Raw genomic sequence first — 24,596 nt, forward strand, 5'->3', positions numbered from 1 at the left:
ATGAGCCGAAACGAAACCGAATCCAATTCCAGCCAAATCATCAGCCTGCTTGCGAGTGCCGGAGGCATCCTGCTCTTTGCACTGATTCTGTGGTTGACCTACTTGCCAACCCATTCGGAGAAGGCGGATGCTACCTTGCGTCTCGAACGGGAACAGAAGCTGTCGAGCCTTCGGGCGGGTGCAGCGGACGTTCTGCAAAACTATGATGTGATCAGCGCAGCCGACGGTATCTACCGCATCCCGATTGACAAAGCGATGCAGTTGACTGTGGAAACCTACCAGCAATAAGCATCGTGGCCGAGTCCTGGGATATCGTCATCATTGTATTAATCCTGTTCGGACTGCTGTTCTTTTCCGTGGCGGTTTTTGCATTGTATTGGGCTGCAAAAACTGGTCAATTTGAGCAGTTTGAAAAGGGAGCCAAGAGCATTTTCACTGAGGAAGAACCTGAAGGTGTTCACATCGACTCCTTCCCCAAAAAACGGAAGCGGCGCAGCTAGTGCCGGATGCGAATCCTCGCATTCGACTTCCTCAATTCTTTCATGCAACCATGAGCACAGACACCACCTTTAGCCCCTACCGTTCGGAGGAAATTGCCGAACGCGTCAAACTGAGCCAGATCGATCAATCGATTCGCAAAGCCGGAATTTTCTTTCTGGCTTCGGCGTTGATCTGGCTGATGGTTGGCACCGTGTTGGCGATCATCGCATCCTACAAACTGCACACGCCGGAGTTCCTGGCGCAGTATGAGTGGTTGACTTTTGGCCGGGCACGTTCCGCCCACCTCAATGCCATGATTTTTGGCTGGTCGAACAATGCGATTTTCTGCCTGGGATTGTGGGTGATGGCGCGTCTGAGTCGTGCGGAAGTCCGGCACGATGGCATGTTGCTGATTGCCGGGATTTTTTGGAATGTGGGCGTTACTGTCGGTGTGATTGGCATTCTGTCGGGATGGATGACCTCGGTTGAGTGGCTTGAGATGCCGATCGCAGTGGCACCGATCCTCGCCTTTGCCTATGTGCTGATTGCCATTTGGGGCATTTCGTGTTTTGCGAATCGCAAGTCAGACCACGTCTACGTTTCGCAATGGTATATCCTTGCGGCCCTGTTCTGGTTTCCCTGGCTCTATATCATTGCCGAAGTCATGATCCTGTTTGTACCTGCTCGCGGTGTGGTGCAATCGGTGACAAACTGGTGGTTTGCGCACAATGTGCTGGGGCTTTGGTTGACTCCAGTCGCACTGGGCGTGGCGTATTATCTGATTCCGAAAGTATTGGGGAAGGCGATCTACAGCTATTATCTCTCGGTTCTGGGGTTCTGGTCCCTGGCGTTGTTTTACAACTGGGCAGGAATTCACCACCTCATCGCGGGGCCGATTCCGATCTGGCTGCAGACTGCGGGCACGATTGCCAGTGTGATGATGACCATCCCTGTAGTTGTGGTTGCCATCAACCAACACATGACCGTTGTAGGGGAACCGTTTGCGGTATGGAGGAGTCCAACGCTGCGCTTTATTGTCTTTGGAGCCATGTCCTACACGGCTGTGAGCCTCATCGGTTCGGCGATGGCATTGCGCTCGGTCAATGAGGTCACCCATTTTACCCATTTCACGGTTGCCCACGCCCATCACGGTCTTTATGCCTTTTTCACCATGATCATGTTTGGCGGGATCTATTTTGTGATGCCGCGGTTTTTGCAACGCGAATGGCCATCTGCCGCTCTGATCAGTGTACACTTCTGGAGTGCGGCGCTCGGGGTTACAGGATACGTTGTCTTTTTGTCGATCGGGGGCTGGATTCAGGGTCTTGAAATGAACAACCCCGATATTCCATTCCTGGAATTGATGGCAAACACGGTTCCCTGGCTGGCCTCGCGGACCGTATCGGGCATTCTGATGACGATTGGACACAGTGCTTTTTTCATCAATTTTTTCTGGATGCTCTTTGCCAAACCTGCACAAGCTTCGTCAGGTCCAACCCTCTTTCCTGTCAAAGAAACAACTGCCTGATTTTTCATGAAGAACCTTCCATTATTGTTTCTTGGTATCTTTTTTACCCTGGCATTTTCCTGGGTGGGGCTTGTGCTCACCAGTCATCTGAATCTTGGAAATCTGGGACCGACCACGTCTTCCCTCGATGATGAGGGAAACGCGCTTGAAGGAGAACAGCTCTATCCGATCAAACTGGGGGGTATCGCTAAGACCGGAAAGCAGATCTATATCGATCAGGGCTGCATGTATTGTCACTCGCAGCAAGTGCGTCCCAAGGGATTCGGAGCAGACTATGAACGCGGCTGGGGAGATCGCCAAACGGTGGCGCGCGATTACATTTACCAGGAGCGTGTCTTGCTGGGAACGATGCGTACTGGACCCGACTTGGCCAATGTGGGTGCACGTCTGAGTTCGGTGGACTGGCACATGAATCATCTCTACCATCCTCGCATTACGTCACCGGGGTCCATCATGCCTCCATACCCCCATTTGTTCGAAGTCCGAAAGATTGAAGGTTATGATTCTTCCGAGGCCTTGAACATCCCGGAGAATTCTCCCTATGCTCCACCTGACGGGTATGAGGTGATTCCCACTGACCGTGCGAAGGCATTGGTTGCCTACTTGTTGGCACTGAAGGTGGATTACGAACTGCCTGAAATGAAGTTTTCGGAAATAGAATGAGCGACGATCCTAACAACAAATCCAAGCGTAACGACGAGTGGTCCGGTTTTGACCGCTCTGGATTGGAGGACCCCGAGGTTCAGAAGATCCACTCTGCGCTTGAGCGGGAAAAAGCAGAGCCGAGCGAGGGATTCGCGGCACCTCCGCTGGTGGTGGTCTTTTTCAGCATGATCGTGTGTCTCTGGGTATCGTGGTACGCTCCACAATACATGGGTGGATTTCGCTGGGATGTCTACGATCCGCACTACGATCCCGACGCCGTTGCCGAACCCACGGTGTACGATCCGATTGCACGCGGTAAGCGCATTTATACGAACAAATGCCAAGTCTGCCACCAGCAGACTGGGACCGGTGTTCCAGGGGTTTATCCTCCATTGGCCGGAGCGGATTGGGTCGCAAAATCTCCAGACATCCTGGTACGCGTTGTTCTTAACGGACTGGCAGGGGAAATTGTGGTCAACGGCAATACCTACAACAGTGCAATGACCGCCTTTGGCAATGACCTGAGTGATCAGGAAATCGCAGAGGTTTTGACCTATATTCGCAATTCCTGGGGCAATGAGCTACCGTTTATCGAGGAGGCGGAAGTTGCAGCAATCCGTGCGGCGGTCGGTTCACGAACTACCACCTACAGCCCTTCAGAACTGTTGGAAGCATTTGCTGAATAAAAAACAGGGGTCGCATGGGAACCACGAGCGACAAGCCCAAGCTCCCGAGCTTGACTCTCAACATTGATCCCATACCGCTCCACGCAAGCATCCGTGGATTTCGCTTCAGTCACCTGGGCGGAGACCTGAGTGCTGCCGTGAATGTAGCGCTGCTTGCATTTCCTCAGGGAATGGCCTATGCCCTGATTGCCGGGATACCCTTGCACTATGGGATTTTTGGCTCTGCGGTAGCGGCGGTGCTGGGATCGCTCTTTGCACGTTCCCACTACATCACGCTCGGACCCACCAACGCGACTTCAGTGCTGCTGCTCAGTGCCTTTGCTGCGCTTCAGATCAGTGATGAGCAGAAGCTGCACCTTCTGCCACTGATCGTGTTTCTATCGGGCCTTTTTCTGATCATCGGAGCGCTCGCTCGCGTGACAACGCTGATCCAGTACATTTCCAAGAGTGTGATCACGGGCTATATCACTGCGGCTGCCGTGTTGATCATCAGCAATCAATTCAAAAATGTCGTTGGAATTCGTTTTGCAGATGGGGTGGAAGTGTCGACCTTTCTTCAGGTTTTCTATCATTCCATTCGAGCGATGCCTGCGGTGAACTGGCATTCTGTCCTGATCGCTTCCATCGCGGCGATCTGCTATGTGCTGCTGGTTTCTCGTGTTCCCCGCTTGCCCAATGTGGCGATTGTGCTGGTGATTGTCTCCCTTGCCACGCTTGCGCTCGAACCCCTCGGAATTCGTGTGGACAAGCTCGATGCGATTCGCCTCGATGCCTGGGCCTTTACGCCGCCAGTATGGGATTTTCACAACATCCGCATGCTCGTCGGAACTGCTATGGCCATCGCCATTCTCAGTCTTTTGGAGGGAACCTCCATTGGGAAAAGCCTTGCTGCCCGCTCGGGTGGCAAACTCGATACGGATCAGGAGATGTTCAACATGGGGGTCGCCAACATTGGCTGTTCCCTGTTTTCAGGCATGCCCGCCAGTGGTTCGCTTACGCGTTCCATGCTGAACTGGAAGAGTGGGGCGCGCAGTCCGCTGAGCAGTCTGTACACCGGTATTCTGATTGTAATTGCCGCCTATCTGTTGGGGCCATTCGTCAGTTACGTTCCCAAGCCTGCGCTTGCGGTGCTGGTGATTTCCATTGGAATTTCACTGATCAATCGGCATCAGATCTTCGTGGTGACGCACTCGACGGGCAGCGACAAGCTGGTTTTTTACATCACGCTGGTCGCAGGATTGTCCATGCCGCTCGATATGGCCATTGTGCTGGGCACGGGACTGTCGATTTACCTCTTTCTCAAGAAAGCAGCCCGTCCCGAATTGGTGGAATACGCTTTCAATGAGGAAGGACACCTGTTGCGTCGTCATCAGGAACGCGAGGTGCTTGAAATCTCAATTGTTCACGTCGAGGGGGATTTGTTTTTTGGTTCGGCGGAATTGTTCCGCGATCAGATTCGGAGAGTTTTTGAGGAGGAAAATCTCAAGATTCTGGTACTTCGCATGAAAAACGCCTACATTCTGGATGCGACCTGTGTGCTCGCTCTGGAGGAATTGATTCAGTACATGAAGGAAAATCAGCGCTACCTTCTGATCAGTGGGGTACGCTCCAAAATATATGAGGTTCTTGAACGCTCAGGAGTGATTGAGGCGCTGGGGAGTGAGAACATCTTTCGCGAAGATCCCGAGAATCCAACATACTCCACCGCGCAGGCGATGCGGCGTGCACAGCAAATCCTGGGTGGACGGGAGGCAAATGTGACGATTTATGTCAATCCGGAGACGGCGCGGGACGAGGAGTAACGTGACAAAAAAATACTGAGCTTTTATCTTGATCAAAGCTCCGACGCTCCCTAATTTCGCGTTTCCTTTGGAGGCCAGCTTAGCTCAGTTGGTAGAGCTCCCGCCTTGTAAGCGGACGGTCGTCGGTTCGAATCCGACAGCTGGCTCCATTTTTTTATCCTCCTGCGCGAATGGCGCGGTATCCCTGTTCACTCAGCAACTCTACCACGCGCTCGGCAAAATCGCCTTGGATTTCGATATTTCCATCAGCGAGGGTTCCACCGGTTGCAAGCTGGCGTTTCAGCGAGCGGAGAATCGACTCCTTCATCGACAGCGCCATTCCGGGGAAGGCATAGATCACCGTGACGGTTTTCCCGCCACGACCGGATTTTTCACGTTTGACCTCAAGACGTCCACCACGGGGTTGCGGAGCTGCTTTTTTGCCATTTGGGGCAGCGTTTGTTCCCTGCGGAAGTCCCTGGATATCCAGCGCTGCAAATGCGGCATGCTGCATGGGTTCGGATGCATTGTCAGTCGGGATACGACGCTTTGATTTTCGGCTCATGACAGATTCGCACGATGCGCGCTTTGGGGTCGAAGGCAACTCCTTCCTTTCATTGCGGGCAAACGCAAGCCACTCGATTCTCCAGAGGCCTATCTTGGAAATTCATGACGCGCGATTACGTCAAAAATCCATGGAGTTGACTTTGACAAGAACCGACTCCTTGAAATCGAGCAGACGTTCCAATTTGGTCACGGGAATTTCCAGCCGCTCAAAGGCTGAATCTTCCAAAACCGGGGCAATGTCATTCTGTTCCGGATGTAGTGTACGGGATGCGAGCTGGTCGGCAAGGTAGGTTACAGCCGTTTCGGAGCGATACATTGGTGCATGAACCCAGTCTCTGTAGTAGAGATTGGCGTATTGAATTGCTTCCGGAAGCTCCCACTGCCGTGTCACGATGGTGCCTACGCTCATGTGAAACTCTTCAACCAGCAGCAACACATCTTCCCGCGTCAGCCCATCTTTGAGTTCTTCGGGAAGGTTGTTGATCGTAAAGAGGGTGACCGGTTTTCCGATCTCGTGCAGCAAGGCGCAAAGGTAGAGCGTATCGGTGTTCATTTGGCAGTAACCGGCAAGCTCTTTGGCAAAAATCGCAGAGGCTAGCGAATGACGCCACATGTCGCGGATTTCCGAATGAAAGGCTGGAACGTTGAAAACGTTTTTCTGGATGGATACGGAAATGGCGATTTCGCTCAACAATTTGAGGCCGAGTCGGGCAACTGCCAGTTCGAGGGATTCGACCCTTTCGAATCCTCCAAATGAAGCCGAGTTGGAGATGTGAAGGACATGACTCGCAATGGACTGGTCGTGATGGATGAGTTCCGAAAGTGTCGCGATATCCGCATCGGGATCCTGGCTCATGACCATGATGTCCTGAGCAATTTTGGGCAACACCGGAATCGTGAGATCATCATACTCCAGTGCTTTAACGAGCGTCCTGCGGGTGACATCAAGGGGGCGATTTGAAGGTGTCATGAATGGGGAGAGTATCGGAAATTGCAGGAGAAATGGCGAGACTGATTTTACAAATCGGCGAATCTCAATTGCGACTTTAGGGAAAACTGAAGCGGGGGTTGACGGGTCGAGAGCTGTGAGCACTCACAATAGACTTGCAATTCATGCCTTCTCTTGCGATCAAGCTTGTTTGGAATTTCCCCTTGCGGGAAGGTTTGGCATGGAAATGCCAGACGGTTCGGTGCCCTCAAATGATGCTTCATTGGTATGGGCATCCCTGTATCAAGAAAAACGAAAGTATGTCATTTGAGAATATCTTGTTGGCAGAGCCGATCAAGCGGGCTCTGATCGAAGAGAACTATGGAACCCCGACCCCGATTCAGCGTGACGCGATCCCTGTGATCCTGGAAGGCAAGGATCTCATCGGGTGCGCGCAGACCGGATCGGGAAAGACCGCAGCGTTTGCGCTTCCGGTTCTGCATCACATGTCGGAACATCCGAAGGTAATGCAAGCCAAACAGTGCCGCACAGTGGTGTTGGCACCCACCCGGGAGTTGGCAACGCAGGTTTCCAGAAGTTTTGAACGTTACGGCAAATACCTCAACCTCAAGGTTGGCATTGTGGTGGGAGGCATGCCCATGCCTCCGCAAATCAAGATGCTTGCGGAAGGAGTGGATGTGGTGGTTGGTACCCCGGGGCGCATGCTCGATCTGATGCAGCAGCGCAAAATTGATTTTCGGGAGACAGATCACCTCATTCTGGATGAAGTGGATCGCATGTTTGACATGGGATTTATTCAGGATGTGAAGGCGATCATTCAGCGCATTCCCGAGTCGCGACAGACACTGTGTTTTTCTGCAACCCTTGATGCCAAAGTGGGTCGCCTCATTCAGGCGATCACCAAAGATCCGGTGCAGATTTCGGTGGACCCCGAGTCAAAGCCTGCCGAACGGGTGGAGCAGGGGGCCTGCTTCATTCGCAATCAGGACAAAGCAGATCTGGTCTGTCATCTGATTCTCGAGGAAGAGCAACGCGACCCGGAATCCAAGATTCTGATTTTTACAGCCACCAAACAAGGTGCGGATCACCTGATGGATCGCCTGCGTGCGGAAAAGATTCGCAGTGAGGCCATGCATGGAGACAAGGCGCAGCGGGTTCGTGACCGGGTGCTCGACAAGTTTCGTTCGGGTGCAACCAATGTGCTGATTGCCACTGACGTTGCTGCGAGAGGACTGGACATCAAAGGCATTGACCTGGTGGTGAACTACGACATTCCCAAAGAAGGGGACACCTACGTTCACCGTATCGGGCGAACTGGCCGGGCCGGAAAGGATGGACGGGCATTTACCTTGTGCGCTGAGTTTGACCAACCCGCGCTGAATGTCGTCGAACGCTTTCTGGGCAAGTCCATTGATCCCTTCACCGACCATCCCTTTCACAGTGTGATCCTCTGTGAGCGTTATCAGACGCTGTATGGAGGCAATGCTGCTGCGGGCAGTGCTAGCACAGGGGGATTGACGGGGCGCCGCTCGAATCGCAGGAATCGCGGTCTTCGCCGCTAGTCGGCAAGCCGTTACTGGCTGAGCGCAGCCCAGTTGCTCAAATCCAGGGTAGAGGGAGCTTCCTGCTCCCTTTCTTCGGTGATCGCGATACCCCTTTCGCTTCCAATTCCTCCTCAAGTTTGGGCGGTTGCACAGCAGGAAGCTCCTCCAGGCTGTGCGTTTGCCGATTCCCCCATTGACAAGTGAGGAAGGTTGGGGGATTTTTAGCGATCATCGATGAAAACTCCCCGAATCTCCCGTGCTTTCACTCATTCCGTCTCAGCGATTGAGGCTTTGCAAACAGACGGGTGCCCCTCCGATTGAAATCGTTATGGAATCCAGGGAATCCATTGCAATTCGCCTGATCAAATACTTGCTTCCGCCGCTGATCATTCTGGCGGCATTGGGTGCCCTTATTCTGCTTTTTTTGGCGCGCAAGGCTCCACCTGAGCGGGAGGTGGAGCGAGTGTTGCCCAAGGTTGAAGTTCTGGAGATTGTACCAGAAACGGGCCGACTGACACTGGACAGTCAGGGCGTGGTGCAAGCCAGGCAATCCACGCTGTTGATTGCGGAGATCAGTGGAGTCGTGGAATGGGTTTCCCCCGCACTCTATGCGGGTGGATTTTTCGAAAAAGGGGAAGTCCTTCTTCGCCTGGAGGCCACGGCGCATGAATCCGCACTGGCCAGTGCCCGGGTCCGATTGGCACAGGCGGAGTTACTGCACGAGCAGGAATCCGCTCTGGCGGAGCAGGCGAGGGTCGAGTGGGAACACATCGGTGACGGTCCCGGAAGTGACCTGACGTTGCGAATCCCTCAGTTGCGGGCAGCAGCCGCAGAACTCGAAGCCGCGAAAGCGGCAGTCCGACTGGCGGAGCGGGATTTGCGGCATACGCAGGTCAGGGCACCTTACCGGGGTCGTGTGCGTGAGAAATTTGTGGACGTGGGGCAGAGCCTTGCGGCCAGAGCGAGTCAGATCGCCTCGATCTATTCGGTGGATGCGGCCGAAATTCGTGTTTCCTTCTCGCAGCAAGAGGCGGGGTTGCTTGAACTGCCCGAGTTGTTTGTGGAAGGCGGTATGACGGGAGCACAGGCACCCGTGGAGGTGATTGCTGAATATGGGGCACAGCATCATGTATGGAAGGGAACCTTGGACCGTACCGAAGGCGCGGTGGATGCTTCAACCCGACTGATCTATGCGGTGGTTCGGGTCGATGAACCCTACGCGACTTCAAAAGAGGAGATGCGTCCACCGCTGAAGGTGGGGATGTTTGTAAGGGTGAAGATTCAGGGACGTGAGATCCAGAATGCTGTCAAGTTGCCTCGTGAAGCCCTTCAGGGAGAGAACCGGGTACATGTGCTCGATGCGCAGAATCGCCTGGAGATCCGTCCGGTTGAAGTGGTCCACCGGGCGATGGATCATGTTGTGGTGACGGAGGGACTCCACAAAGGGGACCGTGTGATCATCACGCGCCTGCAGTATGCCACACCCGGCATGCAGTTGGATCCCGCTTCAGGAGTGCCAATGGCCCATGCAGAACCGCAAGAAACCCCAAAATGAGGCTGGCATGATCGCATGGTTTGCACGCAACGGAGTCGCTGCCAATCTGCTGATGCTGGTTGTGGCTGTGGCTGGCGTGGTTTCGCTGATGACCGTCAAGCGGGAACTGTTTCCTCAGTTTTCACTCGACATGATCACAGTATCCGTTCCCTACCTTGGTGCCTCACCTGAGGAGATGGAGGAAGCGGTGATCGTGCGCATTGAGGAAGCGATCCAGGGGTTGGATGGCATCAAGCAAGTGAGGTCGACGGCGGTTGAAAACATGGGCAGTGTGGTGATTGAAGTGCGTCGGGGCTACAATCTGGCGAAGGTCAAGGAACAGGTGAAAACAAGGGTTGACGCGATTTCCACCTTTCCCGAGCAGACGGAACGACCCATTGTCGATGAAGTATTGCTCAACCGGGATACCATTTGGGTATCCTTATACGGAGATACAGATGAACGTGCACTCAAGGAAATGGCGGTGCGTCTTCGGGATGAGCTTGTAGAAATTTCAGGAATCAGTCAGGTAGAGGTTCAGGGCGTGCGCGACTATGAAATCTCCATCGAAGTTTCCGAGCATCGCCTCCGTTCGCATGGTCTGACCTTTGATGAGGTGGTGAATGCCGTGCGCGGTGAATCGCTGGACCTGCCCGGTGGAACCCTGCGAACGAGGGCGGGAGAGATTTCGGTGCGCACCAAGGAACAGGATTACCGAGGTGTGGAGTTTGAACGCATTGTTCTGCGTCAACATCCGGATGGTGGCAGACTCCTGCTTGAAGATGTGGCGACGGTTCGCGACGGTTTTGTGGATCAACCGATTCTCAATCGCTTCAACGGCAAACCGTGTGCATTCGTCCTGGTGCAGGAAGTTGGAGATGAGAACCCGTTGGAAATCTCGGCGAAGGTTTACGAATACGTGGATGAGGTGCGCGAGCGTTGGGTCCCGGAGGGAATCGAAATCGTGGCCTGGGGGGATGGTTCGTTTTATTTGCAGGACCGCCTCGACTTGCTGATCAACAATGGCCTTATCGGGTTTGTTTTGGTTTTCCTTTCGCTGGCGTTGTTTCTGCGACCTTCACTTGCAGTCTTTGTGTCCATCGGCATTCCTGTCAGTTTTCTGGGAACCTTCGCCATTGCTCCATTCATCGGGGTTTCAATCAACCTGATCTCGCTTTTTGCCTTTATCTTGGTGCTCGGCATCGTGGTGGACGACGCGATTGTGGTGGGAGAGAGCGTGTTTTCGGAGTATCAGCAAAGTGAACCCGGAGTGGACGCAGCGATCCGTGGAACTCACCGGGTGAGCACACCTGTAACGTTTGCGGTGCTCACGACCATGGTGGCATTTCTTCCGGTCTTTTTTCTACCGGGACTGATGGGGAAATTTTTTGTGATGATTCCAGCAGTGGTGATTCCCACGCTGGCGTTTTCGCTAATTCAAAGCAAGCTGGTGCTTCCCTATCACCTGACGCTGTGCCGGGTGGGGGATCGTAGCGGGCGAAGCCATTTGAATGTATTTTCCCGATTTCAGCGTGCCTTTTCGGATCGGCTGGAGCACTTTATCCACAACCGCTACGCACCGTTCGCGCAGCGCATGATCCACTTTCGCTATCTCGTTTTTGCCGGGTTTGTTGCCATGCTCCTGCTGTCGATTGGATTGGTGGGTGCGGGCTGGGTGCGTTCGGTTTGGTTTCCCAATGTTCCGTCTGATTTCATCATGGTGGATCTCGAAATGGCCCCGGGCACGAACATCGAACAGACAAACGCAACGGTCGAAATTATTGAGAACACCTTGCTGGAGGTCGCAAAAGCCGAGCAGGAACGCACCGGATTTAACCCGGTGCAGCATTATGGCACCATGGTCGGTTATGCCGTGTCGACGGGTGGCCCATCCGTTGGCACTTACAACTCGGGTTCTCACCTTGCCTCGATTGTGGTAGAGATGGGAAAGAGCGAACTACGGGATTCTTCTGCATTTCAAGTTTCGACCCTGTGGCGTGATCAGATCGGAACCTTGCCGGGAGTGCGGCGTCTGGTCTTTCATGCCTCTGCATCGGGGCCGACCGGACTCCCCATCGATATTCGCCTGACCGGACGTGATTTTGGCCAGTTGAAGGCGGCGTCGCTTGCGATTCAGGAACGCCTGAAACAGTATGACGGGATTTTTGACATCCGCGATACCTATGCCGAGGGCAAACAGGAAGTCAAAGTGTACGCCCGCGAAAATGCACGGGCATTGGGAGTGACTGCTGCCTCGCTGGGTTCGCAGGTTCGCAGTGCATTTTATGGTGCGGAGGCGCAGCGCATCCAGCGTGGAAAACATGACGTCAGGGTGATGGTGCGGCTGCCTGAGAACGAACGCCAATCACTTGGCAGCTTGCAGCAGATGCGGATACGCACCGGAGATGGGCGGGAGATTCCCATCGCGGAGGTCGCTGAGTTGGAATATGGATTTGGATATCCAACCATTTCCAGGGTGGATCGCAAGCGGGTCATTCAAATTCAGGCGGATGCCGACAAGGATGTTGCCAATCTCACCGATATTAACGCGGAACTCTATGAAACCGTGCTGCCGGAGTTGCTTCGGGACTATCCCGGTGTTGTGTCAGTCAAAGACGGCGAGGCAAAGGATCAGGCGGAAGTGATTCCCGTGCTCATGGCGGGGGCCATTTTGGTGCTTGTCGCGATTTATGCGTTGATTGCCGTACCGTTCAAGAGCTACCTGCAACCGTTGATTGTGATTCTGGTGGTCCCGTTTGGTGTGGGGGGTGCGATTGCCGGGCACTTTCTCACCGGGCAGGAACTGAGCGTGCTCTCGTTTCTGGGCATCATCGCACTGACGGGAGTGGTGGTGAATGACTCCCTGGTTTTAGTGGATTGTGTGAATCAGCTCATCCGTGAGCAGGGCATGCCCATGCATGAGGCGGTCTGGCGCGGTGCGGTGACCCGGTTTCGTCCGATTTTGCTCACATCAGTCACGACCTTTGTCGGTCTGATCCCGATTTTGCTCGAACGCAGCCTCCAGGCGCAGTTTCTGATCCCGATGGCCACATCGCTGTCGTTTGGGGTGCTGTTTGCGACCTTTATCACCCTGATGCTCGTGCCCTGCAGCTATTTGATTCTGGAGGACATTCAGCGCCTGCTGACCTGGATGTTCGGGCGCTGGTGGCGCGGTTTCAAGGCATTGTTTGGAGTGACCCGCGGTGCGGCTTGATCGCGTATCAAATCCCTCATTCCTTGTCCTTTTTCACCATGAGGATGACCTCGGTATCCTTGGAACCGATGATTTCCTGGGCTCGCAACAGCGCATTGCGGGTCGACAAGGTCAGGTTTTCGGGCGTGTAGCGAAACAGGTTGTCCGGACCGACGACCTCAGCCAGACCGGATTTTTCGATTTGCGGCAACATGTCGTCACGCACACCAGCGAGGATGACGTCACGGTCGTTTTGTCGTGCAAATTCGATGAGATTGACAATGGCGAGACTCGCCGTGGCATCAATGTGGTGGGCATTGAGCATACGCAGGATGATGACCTTGAGGTTCGGAGATTCGACCAGATCCCGCATGCGGTCGAGGAAGACATCAGTGGATCCAAAAAAGAGGTCGCCCTCCACATGCACAATGGAAATGGCGGAGCGCCGTTCCGGGCGGGTACCGAGAACTTCTCCCTGATCGGTGAAATCCACCTCCTGCAGGGTGGGGTTGGCAACTTTCTTCAGAAAGAGCGCGATTGAGAGGCCCACTCCAAAGTAGATGGCAATGTCCAGCGGAAAGAGTAGTCCGGAGGTAAACGTGACCAGAAAGGTTGCAGCATCAGACTTGGAAGTTCTCAGGAAAACCTTGATCGTGTCCCACTTGATCAGCGAAATCCCCACAATCATGATCATGGACGCCAGTGAAGCCTTGGGGATATACTGAATCAGCGGGGCCAGCGCAAAAATCGCAATGAGCAGGAGCAGCCCGCTGATGAGACTGGAAACCGGGGTGCGTGCACCGCTGTCATAGTTGAGCATGGTGCGAACGGGTGAACCGGAAACTGGCATGCCCGCGCCAAAAGCATTGACCGTGTTGGCCACTCCCATGCTGACCATCTGTTGGGAAATGTCCACCGTGTCACCAGCACGTGCTGCAACGGTTTTGGAAATGGATGAACTCTCGAGCAGAGAAAGCAGTGAAATCGCAAATGCGGTGCCAAGAAGGCTGTGGATCAATTTGAGGTCGAGCAATGGGACCGTGAGCGACCAATCGCCACGCGGCAAATTTGGCAGGGTTTGCAAATGCAGCCCCCATCGCTGCAGCAGGATCGATAACAGGGTCGACAGTACAATTGTCAGGGCGAGCGAAGGAAGCCGGGGATTGATGCGTCGGAGTGTAAAGTGAATGAGAGGAGTGAGTGCGGAAAACAGCAGGATGGGCCATTGGGTCATGCCACTGGATTGCAGAATCTCCTGGAGCGTTAACAAAAAGGTGCCGCTCCCTTCGATCTCAATGCCCAGAACGTGAGGGGATTGTTTGACGATAATCAGAAATCCGGCCGCCGTGACGTAGCCTGTGATCACCGCGCGCGATACGTATTGAATCACGACCTCCAGACGCAGGAAGGCACCAGCAAACAGGAAGCATCCGACCATCAGTACCAGCATGGGCAGCACGACAAGACGCTGACTTTCCTCCAGTCCCATTGAGAGGAATCCGCTCATCAGCAGCACGGCGGTGGCGTTGCTGGGACCCGTGATCAGGAAGCGCGAGCTGGCAAAAAACGGTGCGATGATGGATCCCAGTGCAGAGGCATGCACTCCATACTGAATGGGCAGTCCCGCGATCATGGCGTAGGCCATGGACTGAGGGAAATCGAGCAAAGCCACATTGATTCCTGCCTTCAGATCGTGTCCGAGGTCGCGGATTTGATAGCCCTTGAGTTTGGCCAGCAGCGGTAGGGTGCGCCAGTTCATCTGCTATAGGTTGATTGCAGGAAGGTCAGGGTTTTAGGGGATGCGGGGAGTGGAATCAATCCTCAATCGCCGTATTACGCGAGGGGATCCTGCTCTGGTTGCGTTGAAAAAAATGTGCTGGGGCTACGCCATAGTGCTGTTTGAACAGGCGGGAAAAATGACAGGGATCCTCGTAACCGACCTTTGCAGCGACGGTTTTAACGAGTTCGGTCCCGACAAAAAGCAGTTGTGCGGCTACTTCCATTTTTCTTCGCGTGAGTGCGCGCGAGGGAGATTCGTTGTGGTGTTTCTGGAAAACGCGGCAGAGGTAGGCTTCGCTCACATGCACGGCATCGGCAAGGTCCCGCAGAGAACGCAGGGATGCAAAGTCCCTCTCGATGTGTTCGAGGCTCTGTTGACAGAGTGCATGGCCTGCGCTGCGCGAAGGTCGACGCAGGGCCTGTGGAGGTGGAACCTGACTGAGGATGAGTTGCAGCAGTTGATGACAGGCCTCAGTCTGTTTGGCCTTTCCGAGATCAATCAGCTGCTGGAAGTTGGAGCGAATCCAGGGTAAATGGGAGAGTGCGGCCTGATGTTGGGCATGGGCATGCAGTGGAGCGAGCAGGGTCTCGGCTTGGGTTCCGCTGAAATCCACAAAGCACTTGACCAGCGGGTGTGGCGAAAGTGCACGCAATTGGAGTTGTTGATGGGGACCATAACAGAATAGCGATCCGGCACTCAGGGCAGTGGTGTTTCCATCCAGATTGACGTTGCAGTGGCCTGAGACGATGTACTCCAGTCCGTGATAGGGAAATGCGCTGCGCTGTACGTGATACGCCTTGCCACACACCTCAATGCCACCGCACACAATGGTTAAAGATGCTCCAGAGTCTGGATTCAGATTGTGGAAAAAATAATCCGCTTTCTGAACTTCAGGTGCTATGAATGAAGGAATGAAATGCTGCGTTGCGGTTCGCATACGGAATAGCGAATAGTCAAAAATATCCAATACTCTGTCAATTCAGTCGATGGATCCATTGCATGAATTGTGTTAAAATGATGCTTATCCATTTTTAGGATGCGATCCCCAAGATTACCCACCATGATCTCTGCAAACCTTCCCCAAACCATGACGGGTGCCTACCTACCCGGTAATAGTACGACCGTACTGAAAACCGTGCCTGTTCCACAACCCGGCCATGGCGAGGTGTTGCTGCGCATGAAGGCGTCCACGCTTTGTGGCAGTGACATTCGTGCCATTTATCACGAACATCTGGGAAAGGGACCTGAGGGTTATCAGAATAAGATCGCAGGGCACGAACCCTGTGGGCAGATCGTTGCGGTCGGTCCGGGTACGCGACGTTTTCAAGTTGGAGACCGGGTCGTAGTTTACCATATTTCGGGCTGTGGACTGTGCAATGACTGCCGTCGCGGATACATGATCAGCTGTACCAGCCCACATCGTGCTGCCTATGGGTGGCAGCGGGACGGTGGGATGGCAGACTACCTGCTTGCGGATGAGAAAGACTTGTGCCTGCTTCCGGATGGACTGAGCTATGCGGATGGGGCACAGGTGGCCTGTGGTTTTGGAACGGTCTATGAGGGTCTGGAGAAGATTGGGATCTGCGGCAAACATGTGGTCCTGATCACGGGATTGGGTCCGGTCGGACTGGCTGCAGCGATGCTCAGCCGGGCGATGGGAGCGACAAGAGTGATCGGGGTGGATGCGGTATCTGAGCGCAGGGAACTCGCCCTGAAAAAAGGTCTCTGCGATGAGGTATTGCCTGCCGGGGAGGATACGGTGGACCGTGTGTTGCAGCTGACTCATGGACATGGGGTGGAACGTGCTGTGGACTGCTCCGGGCATGTGCAGGCTCGCAATGTGGCCATCCGGGCTACACGCAAATGGGGGAAGATTGTCCTGATCGGTGAAGGAGGTCGTTGTGAGTTTGAACCTTCTCCGGATCTGATTCATGACCAGAAATCCATCCATGGCAGTTGGGTGACCAATATTTGGCGCATGGAGGAATTGCTCGAACTGCTGGTGCGTTGGAACCTTCATCCTGCGGATTTGATCACGCATCGCTTTCCGCTCGAGCGCGCAGATGAGGCCTATGCGCTGATGGCGCAGGGACGGTGCGGAAAAGTTGCAGTTTGTTTCGACGAGGAACTGGAAGGCAAAGTCTCCGCATGATGGACTTGCTCAAGCTGCTGAACATTGAACCCCCCACAAGATTTTCATGAATGCCATTGATCCATCCCTGATACCCCAACGCAAACTGCACACGGGCGCGACCATGCCGGCGATCGGTCTGGGCACCTTTGGTTCGGACCATGTGTCGCACGAAACGGTTGCAGATGCAGTGCTCAATGCGGGTCGCATCGGATACCGCCACTTTGACTGTGCGGCAGTATATGGCAATGAACGGCAGATTGGGGAAGCGCTACGCTCCCTTCGCAGCGAGGGGGTTGCGCGGGAGGATTTGTGGATCACCTCAAAACTGTGGAATGACCAACATGGCAGTGCGAAGGTCGGACCCGCCTGCGAGCAGAGCTTGCGGGATCTGCAACTGGATTACCTCGATCTGTACCTGGTGCATTGGCCGTTTCCCAATTACCATCCCCCGCATTGTGATGTTTCTGCACGCTCACCCGATGCCCAGCCCTATGTGCACGATCAGTTCATGGATACCTGGGCCGGAATGGAACGGTTGGTTGAGCGGGGACTGGTGCGTGCCATCGGAACTTCCAATGTAACGATTTCGAAACTCAGCCGCATATTGCAGGATGCGAATATTGCACCAGCGGCAAATCAGATGGAACTGCACCCGCACTTCCAGCAACCGGAACTGTTTGAATACGTGCGCTCTCAGGCAATGGTTGCCATCGGTTACTGTCCGGTGGGTTCGCCTGCGCGTCCTGAACGGGACCGCACTCCTGAGGACAGTGTGGATGTGGAGGATCCGGTGATCCTGGAGATTGCCCGGAATCATGGCATTCACCCGGCAACCCTTTGTGTGAAGTGGGCCCAGCAGCGGGGTCAGGTTCCCATTCCTTTTTCGACAACCCCGGCGAATTATCATGCAAACCTTGAAGCACTTACCACAGCTGCGCTGAGTGATCAGGAGATGCAAGCCATCGCGGGCATCGACCGGAACTGTCGCCTGATCAAGGGACATGTCTTTCTGTGGCAGGGGGCAAAAGACTGGCACGAGCTATGGACATAAATCCCAACGCAGAAGGACTGAAATGAAGTGGAATGGACTGCAGTTTGGAATATGGATCAGTGGACTGATGTTCGCTTGCACAGGGTTGCTGTATGCCCAGATCGCCGAACGTGAGCGTCCAGACTCCTGGAACGAACTCGTGCAAGGGGCGCGCTTTGTGGACCGTTTTCTTCCCATGCAGGGTAGGGTGCTTTCTTCAGATACCTGGGGTTTGGATGCTGTGCGTCCCCGATGGATCGACAACGGCATCGAATCCGACAGCTGGTCCTACTGGGGAGGCAACATCCTGCAGGCGGAGGATGGTACCTACCACCTGTTCGTCTGCGGCTGGCTGGAAGGCTCACCTCGGGGGCACATGGAATGGGGACGTTCCTGGGTATTTAATGCTGTCAGTGACAATCTGACAGGCCCCTTTCGACCCCGGCAGCTGATTGGGCGCGGTCACAACCCCGAGGCGTTCCGCCTCAAGGACGGCCGCTACGTGATCTACGTAATTGACGGTTGTTACATTGCGGATGATCTCAATGGACCGTGGCAGTATTCCAAGCTGGAGTTTGATGCGCGTGACCGTGCGATCATTGAGGGATTGTCCAATCTCTCCTTTGCACGGCGGGACGATGGTTCCTTTGTGATGGTGTGTCGTGGTGGCGGCATTTGGATCAGCGAGGATGGTCTCTCCACCTATCATCAGGTGAGCAATGGCAGTGTGTATCCCGACGTTGACGGACGCTTTGAAGATCCGGTGATCTGGAGGGATTCCGTGCAATATCATCTGATCGTGAATGACTGGTTGGGACGCATCGCGTACTATCTGCGCTCACCGGATGGACTGCATTGGGTCGTCGATCCAGGTGAGGCTTATGTACCCGGCATTGCCCGTCATGCTGATGGAACAGTGGAGGATTGGTTCAAGTTTGAGCGTCTCAAAATTTTTCAAGATGCCAAAGGCCGGGCAATTCAGGCAAATTTTGCGGTGATCGACACCCTCAAGCATGAAGACCGTGCCTTTGACCTTCACAGTTCGAAAAATATTGGAATCCCTCTGGAACCGGGATTGTTGCTCGAAATCGTCGATTCACACGGCACGAACGGTGCCAATGGCTCCATCGTTCGCGTTCGGGTGAAGGCGGAGCCGGGCTTTGATCCGTTGCACGATCTCGATCTCGACTCGCTGCGCTTGGGTGCATGCGAAGCGGTCAACTTTGGGCGTGGTGCCAGCGTGAGGGAACAGGTGGTTGAGGGTGCCGATGTGGTGTTCGGCTTTGATCGTGCGGATTGCGAGTTCGACGATGAAGCGTTTGTCGCAAAATTGATCGGTCGCAAACTCAACGGTGATCCGGTTTTTGGATTCGCAAGCCTGTCAGAGTCGGCAGATACCGACGCAATGCTTTCACCCCGGGCACCTGTGTTGTCAGGTGGCATCGGGGAACGCATGCTATCGGTGGAAGTGATGAATCTGGGTCAACGGAGTTCCGATGCATCATCCATTCGAGTGCTGTTGTCGATTGATGGAAGTGAAGCATGCGTTGCAGAGAGTGTGGTGCCTGCCCTTCAACCGTATGCTAACACAACCGTGCATCTGGCCGTGAAGGAAGTCTATCAAACTGTGGAGCTGAACCCCGATTCGCAATGCACGGTTGTGGTGGAACCGCGCTCGGGGCAAAGAATGCAGTATACTGGTCATGCCCGATTTTCTGAATGAGCCTTTTCCGATGACAAACAATTGATTGGACTCCCTGAGAGGAGAAACCTACATTCCCGCGAAGCGACTCAATACAGCTAACCCTTGACAACCCCATGTTAAAAGGAATCTCACCCCTGATCAGTCCGGACCTGCTCGCGACACTTGCGCGAATGGGACACGGCGATGAAATTATTCTGGCAGACGCCCATTTCCCCGGTGAATCCGTGAATGCGCGAGTGCTGCGTGCAGATGGGTTGCGCATTGCCGATCTGTTGAGGGCCATCCTGCCGCTTTTTGAGCTGGATTCCTATGTGTCGGATCCGGTGATCATGATGGCGGCGGTCCCTGGAGATCAGCTCGATCCCGAAGTCGAGAAGGCCTATCTTGCCAGTATTCGATTGTCCTATCCCGCATTTACGGAAGTGCAGCGCATCGAGCGTTTTGCGTTCTATGAACGAACCCGAAAAGCATTTGCAGTCGTCATGACTGGAGAGACTGCCAAATATGGCAACATTTTGCTGAAAAAAGGAGTGACCCCCAGCACTTGAATCGCACGGAACTCCAACCGGCATCCCTGTATTTATCGCGTTTCATGCATCGATACGTCGGATCGCATGTCGTGCTTTAACCACAACCCCAAATGATCGACCCCAAGTCCATGAATCATCCATCTGACCCCAAACCCGCCGTTATTCCCCCCAAGTTCATTCTTCCCTTCATCATGGTGACGTTGCTCTTTGCGCTGTGGGGCTTTGCCAATGATATCACCAACCCACTGGTGAAAGCCTTTCGGGACATCTTTCAGATCAGCAATGCCCAGAGCAGTCTGGTGCAGTTTGCCTTTTACGGTGGCTACGCGACGATGGCGATCCCTGCTGCAGTTTTCATCCGGAAATACAGCTACAAGAGCGGCATTGTGATCGGACTTTCACTCTATGCGTTGGGCGCGATGATGACGGTTCCTGCGAGTCTGTTCGAGTCGTTTAACCTGTTTCTGTTGGGGTTCTACGTGCTGACCTTTGGGTTGGCATTTCTGGAAACCACCGCCAATCCCTACATCCTGTCGATGGGACCACCGGAGACCGCGACCCGTCGGCTGAATCTCGCGCAGGCCTTTAACCCCATGGGGTCGCTCACGGGCATGTTTGTGGCGATGTTTTACATTCAGAAGCAGCTGACCGGAGAGCGTGCCAATGACCTTGAGATCGTGCGCACCCCATATCTTGTGATTGGTGCGGTAGTGATTGTCGTGATGATCGCTTTTTTACTGGTGCGCCTGCCCAGGCAGGGGGATGCCACGGGGGATGTGCACCTGTTCACGACCGCAAGACGTCTCTTGAAAAATCTCAACTATGTTGAAGGCGTTGTCGCGCAGACTTTTTATGTGGGCGCACAAATCATGGTGTGGACCTTCATTTTTCACTACGCCGAAGACTCGCTCGGTATGCCTTCCGATGAAGCATCGAAGTACAACATTGCGGCCATGATCATTTTTTGCTCGAGCCGCTTCATCTGCACCTTTCTGCTCAAATATTTCAGCCCTGGCATCTTGCTCGCGGGATTGGCCGCGGGCGGTGTCGCCACTACGCTGGGTGCAATCTTCCTGGGTGGATATCCCGGCTTGTATGCCCTGGTGGGCATTTCGGCCTGCATGTCCCTGATGTTTCCGACGATCTATGGCATCGCCCTGGAGGGACTGGGGGACGATGCAAAACTGGCATCGGCAGGTTTGATTTTTGCGATAGTGGGAGGCGCGCTGATGCCTCCATTGCAAGGCCTGATCATCGATCTCGGTCAGGTTGCGGGAATGTCTGCAACACGCTTTTCCTTCTTCCTGCCAGCACTCTGTTTTGTCATCATTGCAGCTTATGGATGGCGCAGTTCACGCCGGAATCTGCTGATGATCCGCGATCTGAACTGAGTCAAAGGGAAGGAACTCAGTAGGGCGTTGTTGCCGAAGCATCGGTGGTCGGAAACTCAAACTGAGCGGGTCGCCGATGTGCAGCGCGCTGCGGTGTGGCGAACCCGGCACTGACCTCGGGCCAGCGCGGACTTCCTCCCGAGGGTTCGGAGATGCTGGAAACCTGGGATGTCGGAAGTTGACGATGGATCGCGCGCGTGAGCACGAGCGTTCCCGCAGGGGTGCGATCCAGGGACAGCAATCGTCCATCGGGATTCAAATCGAAACGGGAACTCATGTTGCGGATGGCCTTGCGGTATTCATACGTGAAGACCACGAGATTTCCCGGTGCAGAAATTTGGTAAAACCCCGAGTTGCTCAGGGATTCATTTTCAAGCTGATAACTGCCATCGAGGTAAAAGCGAAGCTCCGTTTCTCCGGATCTCCAAACACCGACAAGCGGGTCGGGTTCACGTTGAGCGCAACCGGTACCCAACAGAACCAGCGCAACCAGCATTCCCAATCTGCACACAGGTCCTTCTTTCATGCTGCAATTCTGGCAGCGTTGCAGGGCCACTCAACTGCTTTACCCGAAGTTTACCGAGTTTTACAGGTTGTTGAAGGGGTGTCGATTTCTGGCTGATTACAGTGTCAAAATGGAGTCAATCGATACAAAATCGCTCAACACAGCAGCACGCTCCCCCGCAGGGAACAAGGGAGCGCGATGGTTTATCAGTTGTCGTATTGCGAGAGGCGATCCCACCAGCTGCGCTTGAGTATGATCATACAGATGATGGCGACTGCCAGCGTGATGATGGCCGACTGAAACTCGTGGATGACAAAAAAGAAGGGCAGTGCGACCAGCGATGTTTGCCAGATGGTTCCAATGAAGACGTTGAACATGTCCAGCGCGAAGTGACGGTTTTTCTGAAAATGGGGATCGTCCACCAGCACCTTTTGCAGTACGGGCTTCCAGAATCCCCACGGACGTACTTCGCGGTAGAATTTTTTCAGCTGTTCTTCGTCGGTGGGTGCCGTGAGCAGGGAAGCCACAACGCATCCGATTGTGGAAACGATCAGGATGATGGGGAAGTAATAGAGGATGCGGATGTCCGGTGCGAACATCGGGAAGATGGCTCCGAGCAGCCCTGGAATGACCATCGGAAGGCCCGCTACGATCATGCCGGAGAGCATGCCCCAGAAATAGCCCTGAGAGTTGAAGCGCCACCAGTACCATTTCAGCACGTTGGCTGCTGTATAGCCGCCCCAGAGCGCCGAGACAATCAGCTGCAGCACCTGATTCACATTTTTCGCCTGCGTGCCCAGCACGATGCTGATGATCACAATCGAGATGCCCACGATGTAGTTCATCACCTTCACATTCTGAGCGGTGGCGTGGGGGCGGATATATTTCAGATAGATGTCGTTGGTCACGTAGACCTGGGCGGCGTTGAGCGTGCCCGAAAAGGTTGAAATGAATGCCGCGAGCAAGCCGGCGAGCAGAAGTCCCAGTAAACCCATCGGGACAAACTGATGAATCGTGGAGGGGAGGACCTGCTCAAAGTCAAGCACCCCGGCGACTTCGAGATTGAGCTGCTCATAGAAGATGATGCCGAGCACTGCAAATCCTGCAATCATGAGGTAGCGAACCGGCATCAGCACGATGGAAACAAATCCGCTCATCTTGCACGCCTCCGAGGGTGATTTGGTGGAGAGGATCTTCTGCATGTCGTAGTTGGGTGCGGGACCCGCGATGCTGAGCAAGATGCCTTTGAATAACATCATCATGAACATCGCTGAGAACAGTGTGTAACCATCTTCAGCAATTTTGCGGTTCACCTCGCTGATTTGCGCTGACCAGTCGATGCCCAGGGTTTTACCAAAGAAAGGGTTTGTCCAGCCATCGGGCACCATCAAGCCGTGGGTGGCAACTGCCGAGAAGGCGATGTAGGCCACAACGATCGATGCAATCGTCATGATCACATATTGCAGAATGTCGGCCCAGACGATGCTGACCATGCCGCCCAACACCGTGTAGAAAACCGCAAACAGGGTAAAGGCAATGCCATAGAGGTGCGGCACATATTCAGCCGGGATATCCAGGTTGAGATAGCTGTTGACCCATGTCCAGGGGATGAAGATTTCCATGAATTTTCCCAGGCCAATGAACCCATAGGCCAGAAATCCCAGCCCACTGATCAGGGCAAATACCACGACGATGCCATGGGCCATGGAACTGCCTCGGTCGTTGCCAAAGCGGTAGTTGATCCATTGAGCACCTGTGGTCACATTGGAGCGTCGCAGCCATGCCGAGAGGAAGACCATGAGGAAAATCTGGTTGAAGACAGGCCACAGCCAGGGAATCCAGATGCTCTTCACTCCGTAGACAAAGGCCAGTGTTACCAGCCACATCGTTCCGGAGATGTCGAACATGCCCGATGCATTCGACAGTCCCAGCATGTACCAGGGCAGTTTGTTGCCACCGAGGTAGTAGTCTCCCATGCTGCGCGCAGCACGTTTGGAGATCAGGATGCCGATGCCAACAATCGCGATCAGATAAGCCGCAATGATGGAGACGTCGACGGGGTGGAGTTGGGCGAGCAATGAAGCATTGCCAACCTGTGGAAGGAACACGTTTTGACTGAACATGGGGTAGGTGAATTGCGTGATCGATTCAGGATCTGTCGAAGACCCGGGAAGTGGGTGAGCATGCAGGGTTTTGCTCCATCGTGCAAGCGGGATGTGCGTGGGAAATCGATTGGTCCCGGGCGAGCTGTTCACGAAAAGTCAGAGAGGGATCTAAAGTAGCGGGAGCTTAAACGTGTTGCAGTTTCAGTTGGACGCGAGCTGGTGGCTCCAGAGAGGATCTAAAGTAGCGGGAGCTTCCAGCTCGCGCCTTCGTTACCATTTCCTCTTTTGTCGGGGCTGCCTTGGCGGCAACAACAAGGAGTCAGGAGCAAGAGCAGAGACGAGGTTCATTTTTTCGCGAGCTGGAAGCTCCCGCTCCCTTGGGTTTGAGGCGAGACGGAGGCACGTGCCTCTTTCGGCACTGGGATTGGTTGTTTGCCGCAGGGTAGATCGACAGCGGAACAGTTACTCAAATTTCGATTTGTGGCGTGTCAAAAGGCATCGGCTGAGAC

20 protein-coding genes and 1 tRNA gene are annotated in these 24,596 nt (G+C 54.3%); 15 read left to right on the forward strand and 6 right to left on the reverse strand.

All coding sequences use genetic code 11. The features are described 5' to 3' along the window. The 7 genes from ABQ298_08465 to ABQ298_08495 all read left to right on the forward strand — a co-directional run bounded on the left by ABQ298_08465 (position 1) and on the right by ABQ298_08495 (position 5,290). The gene (locus ABQ298_08465; GenBank protein ID MEQ9824402.1) at positions 1–288 is read left to right on the forward strand and encodes a hypothetical protein; all 288 of its coding nucleotides are present in this window, start codon (positions 1–3) and stop codon (positions 286–288) included. Between the two features lie 5 nt (positions 289–293). Next, positions 294–500 carry a cbb3-type cytochrome oxidase assembly protein gene (locus tag ABQ298_08470; protein MEQ9824403.1) on the forward strand — a complete coding sequence of 69 codons (207 nt, stop codon included), beginning with the start codon at positions 294–296 and terminating at the stop codon, positions 498–500. 50 nt (positions 501–550) lie between these two features. Then, on the forward strand, positions 551–2,008 hold the full coding sequence (locus ABQ298_08475; protein ID MEQ9824404.1) for a cbb3-type cytochrome c oxidase subunit I: 1,458 nt from the start codon (positions 551–553) through the stop codon (positions 2,006–2,008). Positions 2,009–2,014: 6 nt separating this feature from the next. After that, positions 2,015–2,671, forward strand: coding sequence for a cbb3-type cytochrome c oxidase subunit II (locus ABQ298_08480; GenBank protein MEQ9824405.1), 657 nt, complete (start codon positions 2,015–2,017; stop codon positions 2,669–2,671). Continuing rightward, complete coding sequence (locus ABQ298_08485) at positions 2,668–3,339, forward strand: cytochrome c (GenBank protein MEQ9824406.1); 672 nt, start codon at positions 2,668–2,670, stop codon at positions 3,337–3,339. The genes ABQ298_08480 and ABQ298_08485 overlap by 4 nt, the downstream gene beginning before the upstream one ends. A 14-nt stretch (positions 3,340–3,353) precedes the next feature. After that, positions 3,354–5,141, forward strand: coding sequence for a SulP family inorganic anion transporter (locus ABQ298_08490; protein ID MEQ9824407.1), 1,788 nt, complete (start codon positions 3,354–3,356; stop codon positions 5,139–5,141). A gap of 73 nt (positions 5,142–5,214) precedes the next feature. Next, positions 5,215–5,290 (forward strand) — tRNA-Thr (locus ABQ298_08495). A 5-nt stretch (positions 5,291–5,295) separates the two neighbouring features. Here the strand turns inward: ABQ298_08495 and ABQ298_08500 are convergent. Then, positions 5,296–5,685 (reverse strand): translation initiation factor, encoded by a 390-nt coding sequence (locus ABQ298_08500; GenBank protein ID MEQ9824408.1) that lies wholly within the window; start codon positions 5,683–5,685, stop codon positions 5,296–5,298. 120 nt (positions 5,686–5,805) lie between these two features. After that, on the reverse strand, positions 5,806–6,657 hold the full coding sequence (locus ABQ298_08505; protein ID MEQ9824409.1) for an HDOD domain-containing protein: 852 nt from the start codon (positions 6,655–6,657) through the stop codon (positions 5,806–5,808). Positions 6,658–6,935: 278 nt separating this feature from the next. On the opposite strand from ABQ298_08505, the gene ABQ298_08510 reads away from it, so the two are divergent. The 3 genes from ABQ298_08510 (at position 6,936) to ABQ298_08520 (ending at position 12,928) form a co-directional block, all read left to right on the forward strand. Continuing rightward, complete coding sequence (locus tag ABQ298_08510) at positions 6,936–8,198, forward strand: DEAD/DEAH box helicase (protein MEQ9824410.1); 1,263 nt, start codon at positions 6,936–6,938, stop codon at positions 8,196–8,198. Between the two features lie 310 nt (positions 8,199–8,508). Then, positions 8,509–9,735 (forward strand): efflux RND transporter periplasmic adaptor subunit, encoded by a 1,227-nt coding sequence (locus ABQ298_08515; GenBank protein ID MEQ9824411.1) that lies wholly within the window; start codon positions 8,509–8,511, stop codon positions 9,733–9,735. Next, a complete protein-coding gene (locus tag ABQ298_08520) occupies positions 9,707–12,928 on the forward strand; it encodes an efflux RND transporter permease subunit (GenBank protein ID MEQ9824412.1) in 3,222 nt (1,073 codons plus the stop codon). Before ABQ298_08515 ends, ABQ298_08520 begins: the two co-directional genes overlap by 29 nt. A 16-nt stretch (positions 12,929–12,944) precedes the next feature. On the opposite strand, the gene ABQ298_08525 is transcribed toward ABQ298_08520, so the two are convergent. Both ABQ298_08525 and ABQ298_08530 read right to left on the reverse strand, forming a co-directional pair. Further along, positions 12,945–14,666, reverse strand: coding sequence for a SulP family inorganic anion transporter (locus ABQ298_08525; GenBank protein MEQ9824413.1), 1,722 nt, complete (start codon positions 14,664–14,666; stop codon positions 12,945–12,947). 55 nt (positions 14,667–14,721) lie between these two features. Continuing rightward, a complete protein-coding gene (locus ABQ298_08530) occupies positions 14,722–15,624 on the reverse strand; it encodes an AraC family transcriptional regulator (GenBank protein MEQ9824414.1) in 903 nt (300 codons plus the stop codon). Positions 15,625–15,747: 123 nt separating this feature from the next. Here ABQ298_08530 and ABQ298_08535 point away from each other — a divergent pair, with 123 nt between their 5' ends. The 5 genes from ABQ298_08535 to fucP all read left to right on the forward strand — a co-directional run bounded on the left by ABQ298_08535 (position 15,748) and on the right by fucP (position 21,477). Further along, a complete protein-coding gene (locus ABQ298_08535; protein MEQ9824415.1) occupies positions 15,748–16,839 on the forward strand; it encodes a zinc-binding dehydrogenase in 1,092 nt (363 codons plus the stop codon). 46 nt (positions 16,840–16,885) lie between these two features. Continuing rightward, positions 16,886–17,872, forward strand: coding sequence for an aldo/keto reductase (locus ABQ298_08540; protein MEQ9824416.1), 987 nt, complete (start codon positions 16,886–16,888; stop codon positions 17,870–17,872). A gap of 67 nt (positions 17,873–17,939) precedes the next feature. Next, positions 17,940–19,574 carry a glycoside hydrolase family protein gene (locus ABQ298_08545; GenBank protein ID MEQ9824417.1) on the forward strand — a complete coding sequence of 545 codons (1,635 nt, stop codon included), beginning with the start codon at positions 17,940–17,942 and terminating at the stop codon, positions 19,572–19,574. Between the two features lie 95 nt (positions 19,575–19,669). After that, positions 19,670–20,104, forward strand: a complete 435-nt coding sequence (gene fucU, locus ABQ298_08550; GenBank protein ID MEQ9824418.1) for an L-fucose mutarotase — start codon at positions 19,670–19,672, stop codon at positions 20,102–20,104. 110 nt (positions 20,105–20,214) lie between these two features. Beyond that, positions 20,215–21,477: an L-fucose:H+ symporter permease gene (fucP, locus tag ABQ298_08555; GenBank protein ID MEQ9824419.1), complete on the forward strand. Its 1,263-nt coding sequence runs from the start codon at positions 20,215–20,217 to the stop codon at positions 21,475–21,477. A 16-nt stretch (positions 21,478–21,493) separates the two neighbouring features. On the opposite strand, the gene ABQ298_08560 is transcribed toward fucP, so the two are convergent. Both ABQ298_08560 and ABQ298_08565 read right to left on the reverse strand, forming a co-directional pair. Next, entirely contained in the window at positions 21,494–22,003 is a 510-nt protein-coding gene (locus tag ABQ298_08560; protein MEQ9824420.1) for a hypothetical protein, read from the reverse strand. A 185-nt stretch (positions 22,004–22,188) separates the two neighbouring features. Next, a complete protein-coding gene (locus tag ABQ298_08565) occupies positions 22,189–24,105 on the reverse strand; it encodes a sodium:solute symporter family protein (protein ID MEQ9824421.1) in 1,917 nt (638 codons plus the stop codon). Positions 24,106–24,596 lie beyond the last annotated feature (491 nt).

This window comes from Puniceicoccaceae bacterium (assembly GCA_040224245.1).
Classification (GTDB): Bacteria; Verrucomicrobiota; Verrucomicrobiia; order Opitutales; family JAFGAQ01; genus JAKSBQ01.

What these genes read in the sequence shown, in the direction of transcription:
- ABQ298_08510 (MEQ9824410.1), top strand. Translation starts at nt 6,936, where the DNA reads ATGTCATTTGAGAATATCTTGTTGGCAGAGCCGATCAAGCGGGCTCTG.
- ABQ298_08565 (MEQ9824421.1), bottom strand. Translation starts at nt 24,105, where the DNA reads ATGTTCAGTCAAAACGTGTTCCTTCCACAGGTTGGCAATGCTTCATTG.
- ABQ298_08490 (MEQ9824407.1), top strand. Translation starts at nt 3,354, where the DNA reads ATGGGAACCACGAGCGACAAGCCCAAGCTCCCGAGCTTGACTCTCAAC.
- ABQ298_08515 (MEQ9824411.1), top strand. Translation starts at nt 8,509, where the DNA reads ATGGAATCCAGGGAATCCATTGCAATTCGCCTGATCAAATACTTGCTT.
- ABQ298_08480 (MEQ9824405.1), top strand. Translation starts at nt 2,015, where the DNA reads ATGAAGAACCTTCCATTATTGTTTCTTGGTATCTTTTTTACCCTGGCA.
- ABQ298_08540 (MEQ9824416.1), top strand. Translation starts at nt 16,886, where the DNA reads ATGAATGCCATTGATCCATCCCTGATACCCCAACGCAAACTGCACACG.
- ABQ298_08530 (MEQ9824414.1), bottom strand. Translation starts at nt 15,624, where the DNA reads ATGCGAACCGCAACGCAGCATTTCATTCCTTCATTCATAGCACCTGAA.
- ABQ298_08465 (MEQ9824402.1), top strand. Translation starts at nt 1, where the DNA reads ATGAGCCGAAACGAAACCGAATCCAATTCCAGCCAAATCATCAGCCTG.
- ABQ298_08560 (MEQ9824420.1), bottom strand. Translation starts at nt 22,003, where the DNA reads ATGAAAGAAGGACCTGTGTGCAGATTGGGAATGCTGGTTGCGCTGGTT.
- ABQ298_08475 (MEQ9824404.1), top strand. Translation starts at nt 551, where the DNA reads ATGAGCACAGACACCACCTTTAGCCCCTACCGTTCGGAGGAAATTGCC.
- fucP (MEQ9824419.1), top strand. Translation starts at nt 20,215, where the DNA reads ATGAATCATCCATCTGACCCCAAACCCGCCGTTATTCCCCCCAAGTTC.
- fucU (MEQ9824418.1), top strand. Translation starts at nt 19,670, where the DNA reads ATGTTAAAAGGAATCTCACCCCTGATCAGTCCGGACCTGCTCGCGACA.
- ABQ298_08485 (MEQ9824406.1), top strand. Translation starts at nt 2,668, where the DNA reads ATGAGCGACGATCCTAACAACAAATCCAAGCGTAACGACGAGTGGTCC.
- ABQ298_08535 (MEQ9824415.1), top strand. Translation starts at nt 15,748, where the DNA reads ATGATCTCTGCAAACCTTCCCCAAACCATGACGGGTGCCTACCTACCC.
- ABQ298_08545 (MEQ9824417.1), top strand. Translation starts at nt 17,940, where the DNA reads ATGTTCGCTTGCACAGGGTTGCTGTATGCCCAGATCGCCGAACGTGAG.
- ABQ298_08500 (MEQ9824408.1), bottom strand. Translation starts at nt 5,685, where the DNA reads ATGAGCCGAAAATCAAAGCGTCGTATCCCGACTGACAATGCATCCGAA.
- ABQ298_08505 (MEQ9824409.1), bottom strand. Translation starts at nt 6,657, where the DNA reads ATGACACCTTCAAATCGCCCCCTTGATGTCACCCGCAGGACGCTCGTT.
- ABQ298_08525 (MEQ9824413.1), bottom strand. Translation starts at nt 14,666, where the DNA reads ATGAACTGGCGCACCCTACCGCTGCTGGCCAAACTCAAGGGCTATCAA.
- ABQ298_08520 (MEQ9824412.1), top strand. Translation starts at nt 9,707, where the DNA reads ATGCAGAACCGCAAGAAACCCCAAAATGAGGCTGGCATGATCGCATGG.